At 56.0% G+C, this 16,156-nt stretch carries 11 protein-coding genes; 3 read left to right on the top strand and 8 right to left on the bottom strand.

Features of this window, described 5'->3' with window-relative positions; translation table 11 throughout:
- Window positions 1-210: 210 nt before the first annotated feature.
- From U5A67_RS29590 to U5A67_RS29560, 7 genes are all read right to left on the bottom strand, one after another.
- Window positions 211-987, bottom strand: a complete 777-nt coding sequence (locus U5A67_RS29590; RefSeq protein WP_321817094.1) for a transporter substrate-binding domain-containing protein — start codon at window positions 985-987, stop codon at window positions 211-213.
- 713 nt (window positions 988-1,700) lie between these two features.
- Window positions 1,701-3,209, bottom strand: coding sequence for an efflux transporter outer membrane subunit (locus U5A67_RS29585; RefSeq protein WP_321817093.1), 1,509 nt, complete (start codon window positions 3,207-3,209; stop codon window positions 1,701-1,703).
- Entirely contained in the window at window positions 3,206-4,474 is a 1,269-nt protein-coding gene (locus U5A67_RS29580; protein ID WP_321817092.1) for an efflux RND transporter periplasmic adaptor subunit, read from the bottom strand. The genes U5A67_RS29585 and U5A67_RS29580 overlap by 4 nt, the downstream gene beginning before the upstream one ends.
- On the bottom strand, window positions 4,474-7,632 hold the full coding sequence (locus tag U5A67_RS29575; RefSeq protein ID WP_321817091.1) for an efflux RND transporter permease subunit: 3,159 nt from the start codon (window positions 7,630-7,632) through the stop codon (window positions 4,474-4,476). The genes U5A67_RS29580 and U5A67_RS29575 overlap by 1 nt, the downstream gene beginning before the upstream one ends.
- A 213-nt stretch (window positions 7,633-7,845) precedes the next feature.
- Window positions 7,846-8,523 carry a response regulator transcription factor gene (locus U5A67_RS29570; RefSeq protein ID WP_321817090.1) on the bottom strand — a complete coding sequence of 226 codons (678 nt, stop codon included), beginning with the start codon at window positions 8,521-8,523 and terminating at the stop codon, window positions 7,846-7,848.
- A 38-nt stretch (window positions 8,524-8,561) separates the two neighbouring features.
- Window positions 8,562-9,491, bottom strand: coding sequence for a LysR family transcriptional regulator (locus U5A67_RS29565; RefSeq protein ID WP_321817089.1), 930 nt, complete (start codon window positions 9,489-9,491; stop codon window positions 8,562-8,564).
- Window positions 9,492-9,518: 27 nt separating this feature from the next.
- The gene (locus U5A67_RS29560) at window positions 9,519-9,899 is read right to left on the bottom strand and encodes a hypothetical protein (protein WP_321817088.1); all 381 of its coding nucleotides are present in this window, start codon (window positions 9,897-9,899) and stop codon (window positions 9,519-9,521) included.
- A 628-nt stretch (window positions 9,900-10,527) separates the two neighbouring features.
- Here U5A67_RS29560 and U5A67_RS29555 point away from each other — a divergent pair.
- Window positions 10,528-11,892, top strand: coding sequence for a HAMP domain-containing sensor histidine kinase (locus U5A67_RS29555; RefSeq protein WP_321817118.1), 1,365 nt, complete (start codon window positions 10,528-10,530; stop codon window positions 11,890-11,892).
- Between the two features lie 267 nt (window positions 11,893-12,159).
- Here the strand turns inward: U5A67_RS29555 and U5A67_RS29550 are convergent, their stop codons facing one another.
- Window positions 12,160-13,233 (bottom strand): lactonase family protein, encoded by a 1,074-nt coding sequence (locus tag U5A67_RS29550; protein ID WP_321817087.1) that lies wholly within the window; start codon window positions 13,231-13,233, stop codon window positions 12,160-12,162.
- 233 nt (window positions 13,234-13,466) lie between these two features.
- Here U5A67_RS29550 and U5A67_RS29545 point away from each other — a divergent pair, with 233 nt between their 5' ends.
- On the top strand, window positions 13,467-14,465 hold the full coding sequence (locus tag U5A67_RS29545; protein ID WP_321817086.1) for a GntR family transcriptional regulator: 999 nt from the start codon (window positions 13,467-13,469) through the stop codon (window positions 14,463-14,465).
- A 128-nt stretch (window positions 14,466-14,593) separates the two neighbouring features.
- Entirely contained in the window at window positions 14,594-15,892 is a 1,299-nt protein-coding gene (locus U5A67_RS29540; RefSeq protein WP_321817085.1) for an MFS transporter, read from the top strand.
- Window positions 15,893-16,156 lie beyond the last annotated feature (264 nt).

Below are 16,156 nucleotides of genomic sequence, written 5' to 3'. Positions count from 1 at the left end.
TGTGTCCTTGGGAGTCAGGTTTCTAACAAGCAGTTCGTCATGTATTGGCTAACCGTTGTGAACAGGATATTCCAGGTGCACTATCAGAAAGGAAGCAGCACTATGAAGAAAATTTAACTTCGTTTAGAGCGAATGCTCAGAAGGCAGACTGTTGCTAGCAGAACTCATTGCCAGCGTTGTGGATAGCTTGGTTGGGGCTGTTATGGTGCGTTATGCGTCAGCAGGCTGCTGGGCTTTGGATTGAATCAAGGAATGACTGTCGAAATGTGCGTCTGGGACGGTCAACTCGCATCCGATGCCATGTAGATCGAGCAGGAATTCGATAAATTTGGTGCTTAAAAGATTGTGCACGAACGCATCGAGGAGAGCAGCGGCGGCGTGCCGGCCGCGAGGCGTTCCGATCGCATGTTCAACGAACATGGTGGGTTCCTTGAGCAGGCGCAAATGCATTGCAGGTGCATTTGCACGCTCGAGCCGGTGTCGGTCAGCCGCGATAACATACGCTGATGATCTTGCCATGTCTAACAGATCAGCAAACGTAGGAACGCGTCGGATCGTTGCAAACTCCAGCGAATGGCTGAGATAGAGGTCATGTACGCTGTTTCGTTCGACGACAATGCGAGTCGATTGTTGATCGACCTGATCATTGCGGTAGATCCCAGAACAGGCTGGTACTGCGTAGGCAGCCGGGAGCAGAAGATACGGGCGAGTCAAGGTCACGCGCTGAGCCCGCGCGTGGTCTCTCGCGATCAGCGCAATGTCCCATTCGTCGCGCTCAGCGCCCGCGTAGGCAGCACCTGCTGATTCATACACGACAAACTCTGGCGGCGTGTGCAGCAGCGTGGCGAGATGTCGTGCGATTTCAACACCAAGTCCCGCAAACGAGCCGGGTAGATCTGCTTTCCGAACGAGCAGATCGTTGCTCAGGTTTAGCGCAACCCGCAATGCACCCGCTCCTGTGAGCTCAGTGATTGCCGTGCGTGTCATTGCGGAATTCAACGCGGAGCTGTTGTGTCTCATCAAGGCAATGAAGTCTGGCGGCGGGGGCGGACTCAGGAGCGTTATTGATGGGGCGCAGTCAGTAACATCCCCAATGAGCGCTACACAGCGGCTTGCGCTGGTCGCCTCTCAGTAGTTTTGCCGTGTGGATATGTCGGTCAGCCGAATGTAGATTCAGGCGATGAGTGTCAAAACAATAACCTCCGCGGCCATCATGCGTTCTTTAACTGTAGTCCTATGTAAATCTATGGGAGCTGGGAACGCTGAAAGCTTCAAAGATGCATAGACACGACACTGCATGAGCAGACGAATCGCTGGAGGAGGAGTCCAGTAAGCACCAGCCAGTGCCCGATCCGTCTGGTGGGAATAATGTACTATGTGCTCATAAAACGCAATTAATTTCAATCGGTGCGGCCCTCTTTTAATTGTGGCTGCCTGTCGGAGGAGAAAAAATGCGGCTCTGGCCGGGTTCCAGCCGCCAGAGCCGCGAACGAGGCAGTGAGCCTCGGGGGAACAGCAACGTGTTCGCATCAGGAAGACGAAGCCGCCTGACACGATCTACTCATGATGTCGGGGCTGAGAGAAATCACGGTGCCACGACCGTTGCAACAATTTTTGTGTACCGTGCCATTCAGACATGAACCCGCGCGCAATTGACAGGGTGCTTTACCTTCAAACCCGGCGATAGTGTCCCATCGGGGCTATTGTTGCTTCGCTTTTCCGGCGGAGTTGCCAATGCCAAAAGGTGAAAATGGAACGGTTTGGTCAGGGGTAGGCATGTTTGCGACTGTCCAGCCTCCGCCTAATGCACCGACAAGCTTCACTGCTGTCTGCAATCGGCGTGTCTGCAGCTCCACCGCAGACAGTTCCGCGCTCAGCGCACTTTTCTGTGCAACAGCGACATTCAGGTAATTATCGAGCCCACTCGTATACAGCTGCATCGCGGTCGTCTGCACTTTCAAGGCCGCAGTGACGGCATCCTTGCGCTGCGTTGATTCTGTATCGAGCTTATTTGTCGACGATAGCTGGTCTTCGACTTCTTGAAACGCCTGCAATACCGTTGCACGATAACTGTCAGTTGCTTGTCGAAGAGCTGACCAGCTCTGTTGTTCCTCGGCTCGCCGGAGCCCCCCTTCGAACAGAGGCATTACGGCAGAGGATCCGATGGACCATACACTTTCAGGCAGGGCGGCAAGTGCGAGGCCATCATCGACAAACCCGAAATCAGCACCAAGTTTGATATTTGGATAGAAAGCTGCGCGAGCCACGCCGACAGCGGCATTAGCCGCTGCGACCTGACGCTCTGCCGCAGCGATATCGGGACGCCGCTGAAGCAACGTTGACGGTACACCTGCAGGAACTGCTGGCACCGACAGATTTGACAGTGCGTCAACAGGGATCTCAAAGGAGGAGGGATTGTTCCCCGTCAGTACGGCGATCGCATTCGAGAGCACCTCGCGCTTTGCCTGGACGTCGGTATCAGCCGCCTGTGCACTTGCGAGTTGATCCTTCGCTCTTTCCAGGTCGAGGCCTGCCGCGATCTTGCTGTCGTAGCGCAGCTGCGTGATCTTGACTGCCTCACCGTAATAGTCGAGCGTACCTTTGTAGAGCGCTTGCTCGGTGTCCAGGCCACGCAGCTCGATGTAGTCCTCTGCGAGTTCAAGTTCAAGCCCCAGTTTGGCGGATGCTACCAGGGCTGCGGTTGCCTGCGCGTTGTCCTTCGCATATTGTGTCCTGTTCCGTATTTCTCCCCAGAGGTCGGGCTCCCAGGACGCGGCTGCGCCGTAGCCTAGCGAGGACTCTTCGACTGGCAACGATGACGGATTATGGAAAAGTGCATGTTTCGACTGCCCGTTCAACGAGCCAAACGCCTGTGCGCTCAGTTGAGGGAACAGTTGTGATCGTGTTTCTGCCACGACGGATCGAGCTTGGGTGTACGTTTCCTGCGCGGCCAAAAGACTTGGATTTGCCGCATCCAGCTGCTTTTCGAGACCGCTTAGCTCAGCGTCGTTGAAAATAGTCCACCACGGCCCTTGTGAAAGCTGGGCGCTCGGGTTCGCTGGCTCAAATGGTGCCTGCACGGTTTTGTAGGCAGCCGGAATGGCGACATGCGGCGGCTTGTAGGTCGGTGCAAGGCTACACGCTGCGAGCGGTACGACCGCTCCAATAAGCAGCCCCGCGCGGAGAAAAAGTGACTTGAGGAGACTCATGATTTCTGGTCGCTTTGGGGATTCTCGACATTTCCAGATTCGGGGTTGGCTGTACGCGGTAGAGCGGCCACACTCGATTTCGGAGTAGTTCCTGAAGCACCAGCGACCACATCGACCTTCTGGCCTTCCAGGATGCCGGCCGACGGGCTGATGATCACGCGGTCGGTTGTGTTAAGCCCGGATGTGACTTGAACCGTCTGCCCAAGATTCAGCCCCAGCTTGACGTTCTGAAGATGTACCCGACCGTCGTCGCGAACGACGGCCACCTGCATGCCTTCTTCGCGGAACAGCAGCGCCTGCTCGGGGATGACGACCACGTTCTTGTCAGTAGGAACATTGAAGTGAACAGTTGCGTACGTACCCGGCCATAGCTGATGGTCCGCGTTATCGGCGACGAGCTCCGTCACGACTGTGCGCGTGCGAGGATCGAAGGCATTGGCTGACGTCAGCAACTTTGCGGAGAATTCCCGGCCTGGGTACTGGGGAACCGTGAAAGTTGCCGTCAGGCCAGGCTTGAGCATGTCTGAGTAGTCCTGCGGTACCGAGACGAAGATGCGCATGGCGTGCACGTCTGCGACGGAAAACAGTTCGTCCGCGGAGCCGTGCGAGCTCACATCGCCACCAGTTGCGTTGACGTAATTGCCAACGTCGGTGTCACGGGCGGTGACGATGCCATCAAACGGAGCGACGATGCTCTTGAACTGTTCAAACGCCTTGTATCGGGCGACTTCGTCCTTGGCCGCTTCTACGCGCGCTTTCTTTTCCTCGGCGCTGGCAACCTTGATGTCGACATCCTCCTGGGCAACTGCTTCTGTACCCTCAAGCGACTTCCATCGCTTGGCCGTAACCTCGGCCAGCTTGCTGCTGGTTTCAGCAACCGCGAGGTTCGCAGTTGCTGCCTGGTATTGCTGATCCACTGCCGGGGCGTCGATCGTCGCCAGAAGCGTTCCTGTTTTGACGAAAGTTCCGTAGTCGACGTACCACTTCTTCACATAGCCGGAGACCTGCGCGTAAATCGGCGCGGTGTACCACGCCTTGATGTCTCCAGGTAGCGACACGGCGTGCGTCGCGGGCCCCTGCGAAGGCGTGACAATCTGCACCTTCGGCACTGCCTCATCATCCGCGACAGTCTGAAGGCTCGACACATTTTCATGGCGCTCGACTACGCCATATACAACAAGGCCTGCGAGCACGATGGCGGCAACGAGTGCAAGCAACTTCGGTCGCGAACTCGTCTGCGTATTAATTTCTTCACGAACGTTCATCAGATGGACTCCAGAGTATCTTCTTTCTTGCGATGCATGATCGCGAAAACGCAGGGGACAAACAGCAGCGTGGCAAACGTCGCCACAAGGAGGCCGCCAATCACGGCGCGGCCAAGCGGTGCGTTTTGCGAGTTACTAAGGGACATCGGCAGCATGCCGATAATCATCGCGAGTGCCGTCATCAGCACCGGGCGGATACGGGCGTAACCGGCCTCAATTGCCGCGCGTACCGCATCGCCGTGTTCAGCGAGCCTTTCACGTGCAAACGAGACAACGAGAATCGAGTTCGCGGTCGCGGTGCCCATACACATGATCGCGCCAGTGAGCGCCGGGACGGATAGGGCCGTATGTGTGAGGAACAGGCTCCAGACGATACCGGCCAACGCTCCGGGAAGCGCTGTAATGATGATGAACGGGTCGAGCCACGACTGGAAGTTCACAACGATCACGAGATATACGAGCGCAACCGACACCACCAGTCCGCCGAGCAATTGCGCATAGGCGGAGTGCATCGTCGTTGCCTGCCCACGAATATGGATACTCGCTCCGCGAGGCACCTGGCTCTGCATTTCATCTACAACTTTGGCGACCGCGTTCGAGACGGCACCAAGATCTCGACGCTGATTCGTTACGTAGATATCGACGACAGGAAGGATGTTGTAGTGCGACACCAGCAGCGGCGAACCAGTCTGAGAAATCGTGCCAAGGGCACCGAGAATCTGCGTTTTCTGACCGTCAAGAGCACCGCCCCCAGAATCAATTGGAACAGTCTCAAGGTCATTCAGCGAGCTGAGCTGGTTTTGTGGCGTTTGCATGTTCACGATGTGCGAGACACCGTTTGCCGTATCTAGCCAATAGGTCGGCGCAGTTTGTCCGCTACCCGAAAGTGTTGTGAGTGCATTGTTCGCAATGTTTTCTTCGGTCAGATTCATGCCGGACGCAAACGAGCGGTCTGCCTTGAACTCGAGAGTGGGCTCGTTGAATGCCTGCTGGATGTGCACATCCGCGGCACCGGGGATCTTTCTGATACGCGCCGCGACCTGTTGTGCGAAGGCGAGATTCGCAGCCTGACCGCGCCCGGAGATCTGGATGTCGATTGGAGCAGGCAAGCCGAAGTTAAGTACCTTCGACGTAATGTCGCCCGGGAGGAAAGAGAACTCCGTGCCGGGGAACAGTTTCGGCAACTCCTGACGCAGTTTGAACCGGTAGTCATCCACCGGCGAGGCATCGTTCTTCAGGCCGATGGTGATGTCGCAGTCCTGAGGTCCGATCGTGCCATCTGCGTTGTATGCCTGATTGATGCCACTCACCGGCAGGCCGCAGTTGTCGACCAGGTTAGTCACCTGCCCCGGAAGGAGCTTGCGGATCTGCTGGTTCACGAGTACAGAAATCTTGCTTGCTTCCTCCAGCCGCGTGCCGATCGGCGCGCGCATGTGCATGTCAATCTCGCCCGATTTGATGCTGGGGAAGAAGTCTTGTCCCAGAAACGCCACGAGACCCATGGATGCGACGGTGCACACCATGAAAACCGTAACGAATCTCTTCCGGTTTTCGACGGCGCGAGAGAGAACACCGTTATAGCTCTCGCGAAACGCTGTAAAGCGCTGTTCGAATCCACGCTGGAACCGTTTGAAAAATCCCGGATTTTCTTCAGGTGCGCCATGATGACCGTGAACATGGCCACGCAGGAGCCACGCAGCCATCGTCGGTACGAGGGTCCGGGAAAGAATGAACGACGCGATCATCGCGTACACGATAGCTTCTGCAAGCGGCCTGAACAGATAGCCCGAAATGCCGTCAAGCTGGAAAAGCGGAAGCCAGACGATACAGATACAGAGCGTTGCCACAAAAGTCGGAATGACGATCTGGTTGGCTGCCGCGATGATGCCTGGCTCCAGCTCGGCGCCGGATTCAAGGTGAGCGTCGATGTTCTCGATCATCACTGTGGCATCGTCCACCAGGATCCCGACCGCCAATGCAAGTCCGCCTAACGTCATCACGTTGATAGACTGACCCGTAAGGTGCAGCATGATGATCGAGCAAAGAATGGCCAGGGGGATACTCGTCGCGACGATGATGGTCGAGCGCCAGTTCCCCAGGAACAGAAGGACGGTCAGGCCCGTGAGGATGGCTGCCGTTGCCATTTCCTGGATCACTTCTCGAACCGAGTCCTTAACGAAGCCGGATGCGTCGTTCAGCGGTGTAATCGAGACACCCGCAGGCAGCGTGCGGATGATGCCCGGCAGCGCCTTCTTGATGCCCGCGACGACGCTCAGCGTCGAAGCATCGCCACTCTTTAGCACTTCGATGAGCACTGACTGCTTGCCTTTCACGAGCACCGCATTGATTTGCGGTTGGGGGCCGCGATAGACGTGCGCGACGTCGCGAAGGTACACAGTGGCACCATTGACGGTCTTGATCGGCATGTTGTTAAACGTCGATATTTCCGCGGGCGTCGAATTTGTCTGCACCATGAAATCCAGTGCACCAATTTTCTGGTCGCCAGCGGGCAAAACGACGTTCTGGCGCTTTAGCGCTGCGGCTACGTCGACTGCTGAAATTCCATGGGATAGCAGCTTGGTCTGGTCCAGATCGATTTCGACGTTGAGTGTCGTGCCACCGAAAGGCGTGGGGATAGCCGCGCCCGGGATGGAAACGAGCGCCGGCCGGATCAGGTTCGATGCCATGTCGTAGACTTGGGCCGACGTCATATTCTTCGCCGCGACCTGAAGCATCAGAACAGGAACTGACGAGGCGTTATACGAGATGATCAGTGGCGGAGTGATGCCCGCGGGCATCTGCTTCAGGACGGTCTGGGAAACAGACGCGACCTGCGCCTGAGCAGCGGCAATGTTGGTGCCCGGCTGGAAGAAGATCTTGACGACGCCACGACCGTATTCCGACTGGCTCTCGATATGCTCGATGTTCGAAACAGTAGTGGTGAGCGTGCGCTCGTAGTAGTAAACGACACGACCGGACATATCCTGCGGGGAAAGACCGGTGTATGTCCAGACGACGGCAACAACGGGGATCTTGATTGACGGGAAGATGTCCGTTGGCGTCTTCACGATCGAAACCACACCTGTCAGCACGATGAGTATGCTCATCACGACGAAGGTTAGTGGCCGGCGAAGGGCAACCTCAACTATGGCGTTCATTTGACTGTTCTGGAGATACGAGTTCGCATGTCGGTAAAAGGCGAAGCATTTCGGTGAAGGTTCACGTTGAAATACCTCTCGGTTCAGGCGGACCGCCCTTTATTAGGCGGCGAAACTGCAAGTTCATGTCTCGGTTTGCAGCAGGTTCTTGCGATGACGCGGATGGCTGCGGCGTCACTGGGGTAATCTGGGGGCGATGCGACTAAAGAGTGGTTACTCCTGAAGGATGTAACCAACACCTCGCACGGTCCGGATCTGTGGTTGCTCACCCGGAATCTCGATGGCGTTTCTCAAGCGTCCAATGTGCACGTCCACGAGGTTTGTTCCGGGGTCAAAAGAGCTGCCCCAGACGCCTTCCAGTATTGCTGTGCGCGTCAGCACTCGGCCGGCATTACGCATCATGAATTCCAGCAGTCGCTTTTCGGTCGGGCGCAGACGCACAGCGTTCTTTCCGCAGGAAAGTCTCTGCTTGAGAAGATCAAGCGAAAGGTGGCCCACTTTGAGAACGTGAGGCGCCTGAGTCGGTCCATTCCTGCGCCGCATAACGACCTCGATCCGGGCGATCATTTCGTCATTCGAAAATGGGCGTGCCAGATAGTCATCGCAACCGGATCGCAAGCCTTCGATTCTTTCTTCGACCGCGGTGGTCGCACTGATGATCACGACGGGTGTTTCGATGCCAATGCCGCGCAGGGTTGTAAGAACCTTCACACCGTCAAGGTCGGGGAGCCAGCGATCTAGCGCGATGGCATCGTATTCACCCGCCATGACCTTCGCGATGCCTTCGCGCCCGGAGGTTGCAACGTCTACGCTAAGGCCTGTTGAAGTGAGGGCAGCAGTGAAGCTTCGGTCATCGGGCGTCTCCGCTTCGATGGCAAGAATTTTCGGCATGGGTCGTGGGGAACTGGGTTGGAGCATACTGACTTCCTTCAAGCCGCCGCAGCGATCAATTGTCCGGATTGCGCGTCGCAGTTCGTCCTGTAGCGTTCGACTACAAAGTCGATGAAATTCCTGACCTTTACTGACAGATACTTGCGACCGGAATAGACGAGGCGAAGCTCGGCGCCAGGACAATTGAACGAGCAGATTTCCAGGACACGGACCAGCCTTCCGCTCGCTATGTCCGTTGAAATGGACAGCTCTGGCAGTAGCGCGATTCCCATACCGTCGATCGCAGCGGATCGCACGACGGAATAGTGGGAGGCAGACAACGGACCGCGGAAGTGGATGCGATACGAAGCCCCCGCCATTACCATCTCAAGCGCCTTCGGATGATCAGCGGTGGAAAGGAGGTGATGTTCTGGCAATTCATTCGGAGCTCTGGGAGCGCCGTTATGACGGATCCAGCTGGGCGCCGCTACCAGGCTGTGTTGTAAGGACGTGAGTGGTCTGCTGATGAGGTTCGCGCCAATCTGGTGTCGATCGGTCGTGAAGCTGACGTCGAACCCGCCTTCGATCAGGTCGATCGCTGTGTCATAAGTCACGACTTCGAACTCGACACGAGGATTCAAAAGGCGATATTCGGCTAGTGCCGAAGTAAGCTCGGTGTTGGCGAATGCGGCAGGCGCAGCGATGCGGAGTTGTCCACCTGGATCTCGCGTTGCGCGGAACAATTCCGAGTCGAGCTCATCGAGCTTTTCGATGACCGTTCTGCAACCATCGAGATAAATCTTTCCTGCTTCCGTGAGCGAATTGCTACGCGTTGAGCGGTTGAGGAGCCGCATGTTCAGATGCGCTTCAAGCATGTTGATGCTTCGGGTCACCGCTGCTGGCGATATGCCTAGCTGCTTACCTGCGAGAGAAAAGCTGCCGACGTCTACGACGCGCGTGAAAACTCGCATTGCCTGGAGCTGGTTCATCGTGTCTACCTCGCGTTTGGCCGTGGCTTAATTGAGCGTGAGGTGGGGCTGCATTGCGCGGTTTTCGCGAATGTGCATGTAGAGCGCATCCGCGAGCTTCTGCAAGCTCTCTACAGGCAGCGCGAAGCATGCCCAGCCAAGTCCGCTGTGACGTAGAAATAGGGCAGCGCCATCAAAGAGCGGAGTGCGTTCGGTGTACCAGGACGGATTCATCTCCATTACGTACTGGTGTGTTCGAGAGGGGGTGTGCGGGACACCGGGGCGCATGGTCGATCGCATCCTGCAGAGTTCTTCGATGAGCCCGTCGAGCTCTTCAGCATCGAAGAGTGCAGCGTTTCCGTCCATCTCAAAACATACTGACGGTGCACCGTATTCGTTGATCATGCGAACGGCCATTGCCTTTTTCATGCTTCACCTCATCACTCGTAACAGGCATGAATTCTCGGATAGAGAGGCGCGAAGATGGCTGAAATTCGAGAAGTCCTTAAGTTAAAGATTGTTTAATAGGACAACGAATTATCAATGAAAAAGAAACAGGAATTTAAGGCCAGTTTTATATGTGGCCTTAAGAGTTCTGTGTGTGAGAATTTTGAAATGCTAACGCGAAACCAGCGGGCGTGATGCTATTCGACGTGCTCGAGCTGAAGGCTTCGAGCAACGGTGGTGCAGGCTTGGCAGTAGTATCGAATGCTGATCGACTTGTGCATTCTACGTATATAAAATGCAATTTGCAAGCGGGGCAACCTCGTCGAGTGGCGTGAAAAGGGTTTCGATATCTATCGTCAGGTTCCTCTCATCCAGACGTAAGATTTATGAAGGTGAACTGTGCGCTCCTACGCTGCTTGTCATAGGTGAGCGTCGTGGGTAGATGCGTTTTTGTCAGATCAGATGGCAATCAGGCATCGCGGTTCGCTCAACAGGAATTCGGCGTCACACGCGACAGCCATCGCAACAGAAAAGGTCACCGATGAATGCTTTTGTAAAACGAGGTGAGGCTTCCTCATCTTCAGAAAAAGATAGCAGCGACGGCGCTGCCATGCCTGTACGGCACCAATGGAGATCTTCAAGTTCGCGCTTTATTGCCGCTTACGCAACCCTGTTTTCGGTCGCAGTGATGCTCCTGCTCGCTTTTATCGGTGTATCAACCACCCAGACCATGGAGCGTAGTACAGATTTGATTATTGAATGGCAACTGAACTACTTCGATGCGTTTCCGCCGGGTGAGATAGAGGGCGCGATACGCGACCGGCTTGCACATGAGCATCAGCACACAGCGTTTTATGGCTTGTTCGATCAGGATGGCAAGGCCGTTGCGGGCAATGTCGCCATGTTGCCAAAGCTTATGCCGAGTGATCGCACAGGCGCAACCTTTGAGCACACGCTTTCAATCGACGCCCTGCAGACTTCACCTGTTGTCCGAGCCATGGTACTGCGGCGTCCCAACGGTCAGATTCTGATCGTCGCGCATGATTTGACACATATCCTGAGTATTCAGCGGCGCACGATTAACGCCTTGATTGTGGTCGGTAGCCTCTGCCTCTTGGCTGGCGTCCTTTTCGCATGGCTTTTGAACCGTCGGCAGCGCGCCAGGATCAGCGAAATCCAGACGGTGACTCGGCGTATCGCAGCAGGTGATCTTGCGGAGCGTCTGCCGGTCAAAGGGGCGGATGAAATCGATATGCTTGCGCACCTTGTGAACCATATGCTGGGTGAAGTTGAGCGGCTGATGGGAGAGGTAAAGGGGGCTTGCGATGGCATCGCACACGATCTACGTACTCCACTTGCACACGTTCGTGCCAAGCTCGCGCACATTTCCGATAAGGCTGCACGCTACGCGGACGAAGACCTCAATCAACGCATTCTGGATGTTCGACGCGAGACTGATCACCTGTTGGACAGGTTTCGGGCGATGATGCGGATCTCGGAGATCGGTACGCTAAGTCGCCGGGGCGGATTTGAAGATATCAAGCTCGGCGAGCTCCTTGGCGACATAGACGAGTTGTTTGAACCCCTGGCTGAGAGCTGCGCCCTGACATTGTCTTTACGCTCTGATGCGAACGATATCGTGCGCGGAGATAGGGCGTTGCTTTTTGAGGCACTGAGCAACCTTGTCGATAACGCAGTGAAGTTCACACCGGCGGGCGGGGCGGTCCAGATTTCCCTGATCAGTTGTCCAGAGGGCCCTCGCATTGAGGTCTCTGATACAGGCGTTGGTATTCCACCCGGCGAGCGTAGCGCAGTGCTCCAGCGCTTCTTTCGCTCGGAGCGCACACAACATCTGCCTGGGTCCGGCCTCGGACTCAGCATTGTCGCCGCAGTCGTGAACCTGCATGGGTATTCCTTGCGTATTGACGACGCCCAACCGGGAACTCGTATTTCCATCGAGTGCTGGCTTCATTGAGAGCGAAGCAGTGGGGCGATGAATGGGGTGACGCGCTGCAGGGCTCGCTCAGTGATGGCGCGTCAAAACGAGTCGGGTGTCTACTGGCCCTGTGTCTCAGCCAATCATCATCTCCTTCATCGGCTCCGCTCGCGTGCCCAGATGCGACGTTTATCCCAGAGGAAACTAACGAAGACCACGAGCACACATCCGGCGAAGCTGGAGTAGCCGCATGCCGCTGAACTGGAAGCGGCATGCGGCGAGTAATCTAAATGCTACGCAGTGGCCCTATACGTCGACGGTGTTGAATACGATGCATACCGGACTGCCGGTAGAAACTATTCGCCCAGTTGGCTTGGGTACACCCGACTCGTCAATCTGGAACTGGGCGATCAGATGCGAGTTCTCGTTGGCGACATAGAGTGATTTGTTGTCCGGTCCGAGGCAAAGAAATCGAGGGCATTTCCCTTGAGCTGATGTCCACTCAACTGAAATGGGATAGCCGCTTTTTCCATCGAGGAAAATTGTCGAGATGGAGTCGTGACCCCGATTGGTCACGTATAGCTTGCTTCCATCGGCGGCGATTGCAATTGCTGCAGCGCGTGTCAGCTCGTGATGATTTGGCGGAATGACGGAACTCGTGTGTAGCGGTTCCAGGTCACCGCTGACCGGATTGAACGACCACGTCGTAAGTGTGGAGTGCAGTTCGTTGACCACGTAGAGCAAAGGCAGGCGTGGATGGAACGCGACGTGGCGTGGTCCCGCGCCTTCACGCGTATGTCTGCTACGGACGACGCCTGTACCGTCGTCGAGCCAACGAACCGCAGATACAGTGTCAAGGCCTTTGTCAGGCACGATGTGCCAGTCCGAATCGCGCTCTCGTGTCGTATAGCGGGGAATGTGATGCGGATGGGAGGACTTCTGTTCGACTCGGTGGGGGCCGGGGGAGCCTTCGAAACGAATCGGGGGCGTTTGGGGCGCCTGCAAAGAACCATCATCGGAGAGCGGTATCCTGGTCGCATCGCCAGTTGCATATCCCGCGATAACCAATGCAGCGGCCTCCCGGCTAAATGACAGGTGTACGGGGTTGCGCCCGATGCCTGATTGACTGTTCAAGGGACTGATCTGACCGGACAACTGGTCGATACAGAATGCACTAACTGACTCGTTGTCGCCGTGGACCGTGTACAAGGTCTTCTGATCAGGGTGGATCGCCAGAAAACTTGGGTTCACGAGCGGCGCCAGCGTTTGAACATGACTCCAGACTCCGGTGGAGTGGACTTCGAACACTGAGATTCCAGTGCCCTGGGCATTGCGATCCCGCGTGGTGCGGCAGCCTACATAAGCGAATGTGCGTTGCATGATGGTGTTTCACTAAGATTGCTCGGGCTGGCAAGGGAGTTGGCTCAAAACGACGTACGGACGCCATGAACGGCCGGCGCATCGATGAACCAGGGTTTTCCTGAATGCCTGCGACTATATGTTGCGTTCCCTGTCTGTGCATTCTATGATCATGAAACGCAATAAGCAAACGCAATCATGTCGTTGCTGGATCTACCCTAGGTGCGGCGGGGCAACCCACCGGCAGCATGCAAATGGCAAAATCATTGGTTGATTATGAAATTTCGTCATCCGTTGTGATGGCGTTGACCAATCCCTTGTCGTGTGCCGAAAACATGGATGCTGCCTCTACCGAAAGCCTTACCCCGCTGCAGACGCGGGTTGTCAGGGAAATTCTGGCAATTGCGAGGCGTGAAGACCTGGCCGTTGGGGACAGATTGGCCGAGTCGCTTCTTGCCGAGAAGATTGGAACGTCGCGGACTCCGGTCAACGTGGCACTCCATCACCTCGTGTCGTTGGGGGTCGTCTATTACGACGCGAACCGCGGTTTCTTCATGGAAAAGGCCGCGCGGGATGTGACGGACATCGCGGCCCAGTTTTTCAATGAGCCGGACAACCCGCTGTATCTGAAGATTGCGGAAGACCGGCTGGCGAAACGTCTTGATGATGTCGTGACCGAAGCCGACCTGATGCGACAGTACGACGTTTCGCGCAGTGAACTTCGTCGGGTGCTGTCCAGAATGCAGGAGGAGGGATGGCTGGAGCGTCAGGTTGGGCACGGCTGGCAATTTATGCCGATGATCGATTCGGTTGAAGCATACGAAGAGAGCTATCTCTTTCGGGCGTCGATCGAGCCGACAGGCGTGCTCTCTCCGACCTTTAAGGCCGATGCTGCTGAGCTTGCCGCCCTGCGTCGCCGTCAGCAGTTCATCGTTGATTCTGGCTACCTGACCATGAACTCTGTGGAGCTGTTCGAGGCGAACAGCGAATTCCATGAAACGATCGCCAAGTGGTCTGGCAATCGCTTTATTGCCCAATCGGTGCGTCGGATGGATCGCCTGCGCCGCTTAGTCGAGTATCGGCAGGCTCGAGCCCGAAAGCCCCGACAGGAGCAATCCCTGGAGCATCTCGCAATTCTTGACGCGATTGCACGGCAGGATCTTCTGAAGGCAGCAAGCTTGCTCAGAGATCACATCGAGGGTGCCAGAAAAGCGAAAGTTCATGCTCGTGAAGTATTTGTAGGAAAAAAGTAAGGAAGTAAGGCAGGACGACGTCGCGGATTCCGCGGCGTTTTTTTAAAGTCTGAATTGCGTTTTGTGATAACAAAACACTTAATCCGGTCCGGGGAAACCTTGAGGTCGGAGGTATCGCGGAGACAACCATGTCATATCGCCGAGGCTGGATAGCCGTTTTTCTCTTTTCGCTTTCCATGATCAACTACATGGATCGCATCGCGCTCTCCATCGCAGCTAAACCCATCGAACACGAGTTCAAACTGTCGGCAGTCGGCATGGGCTATTTGTTCTCGTCGTTTATCTGGAGCTATGCGCTTTTTCTCCTTCCGATGGGTATTCTGATTGATCGGCTGGGGACAAAGAAGATGGCCGGTGTCGGTATCTTTGTCTGGTCCGCTGCGACGGCCCTGACGGGAGCGGCGAATAGTTTTATCTCGCTCATTGCTGCTCGCCTTGTCATGGGTGCTGGGGAGTCCTCCAGCAATCCTGTTACCGCGAAGGTCATTCGTCAATGGATACCTGCTGGTGAGCGCGGCATGGTGACTTCGATGTCCAACAGCGGTTCGTACGCTGGCCCTGCAATCTGCTCCGTGTTGCTTGGGTCGCTCATCGCCGCGTTTGGCTGGCGCGTGTCCTTCGTCATAGCCGGCGGAATCGGCTTTGTCTGGCTTGCAGCATGGCTGATATTCTTCGACTCGCCTGAAAAGGCACGTTGGCTTGGCAATGCAGAGCGGGAAAAGATCGTGCGTGAGCGTGGGTCGAAGCCGGTGGACGACACGACGGATAAGAGCACAACGACGGGCCTGCGTAACCTCATCAAGTCGAAGACGATCTGGGGACTTGCCCTTACGCAAGGTTGCAACGTGTACACGCAGTATCTCTTCCTGACCTGGCTGCCGAGCTACCTTCAATCGACACGTCATCTCAGCCTGACGCATACGGGCCTGTTTTCTGCGGTGCCTTACGCGGCAGCTGTCATTCTGTGTATTTTCGTTGGCCGGATGAGTGATCAGCATCTGAAGAAAACGGGTGTCGGTACCGGTGCGAGACGTAACGCTGTCGCGATTGCCATGCTGACAGGATCGGCAATTCTCGCTGTGCCATTTACGACGAGTCTTCCGATGCTGCTCGTTGTCTTCTCCATCACGCTCACTGGCATCGCCTCTACGACGTCTCTCAATTTTGCGCTCCTTAACGATATGCTGCCGAACGCAAAAGACGTCGCCAAGGCAATGGCATTCGTTGTCGTAGGCGGCAACATCTTCGGCATGATTGCGCCGATCGCCACGGGTTACGTTATCCAGGCGACGGGCAGCTACGACTGGGCATTCGGTATTGCCGGTCTCCTGCTCATCACTGGTGCAGTCATTGTCCTCACCATGACCCGCTCCCCTGTGCAAACGGGTGTATCGCAAGCTGCCGCGCCAGCGCGCGCGCAAGTCTGATCGCGATTTATCGAAGCTCCCTCTTCATTTGTATAGTAGGAGAGGGACGCTTGATTGAAGTTGCATGTGTAGTAGCGCCCTAGACGACTTCTAATTACTCCCGGCGCCCATTGTTAGCGATCTTGTAGCCGAAGTGGAGGGTCCGTTAGTGGCTGTGGGGTGTCTCATGTGAATTGACTTAGCGTGAGCGCATGCCGAGCTGAGGCGAGAGTCGCAGTGCGACCCTTAGCCGCCGCTCGCACTTGTCCGACTGCAACGGCCGTT

The sequence above is a fragment of the Paraburkholderia sp. J69-1 genome (assembly GCF_905220255.1).
GTDB lineage: Bacteria > Pseudomonadota > Gammaproteobacteria > Burkholderiales > Burkholderiaceae > Paraburkholderia.
Note: the sequence above shows the minus strand (reverse complement) of the source record. Positions and strands in the feature narration are given on the sequence as shown.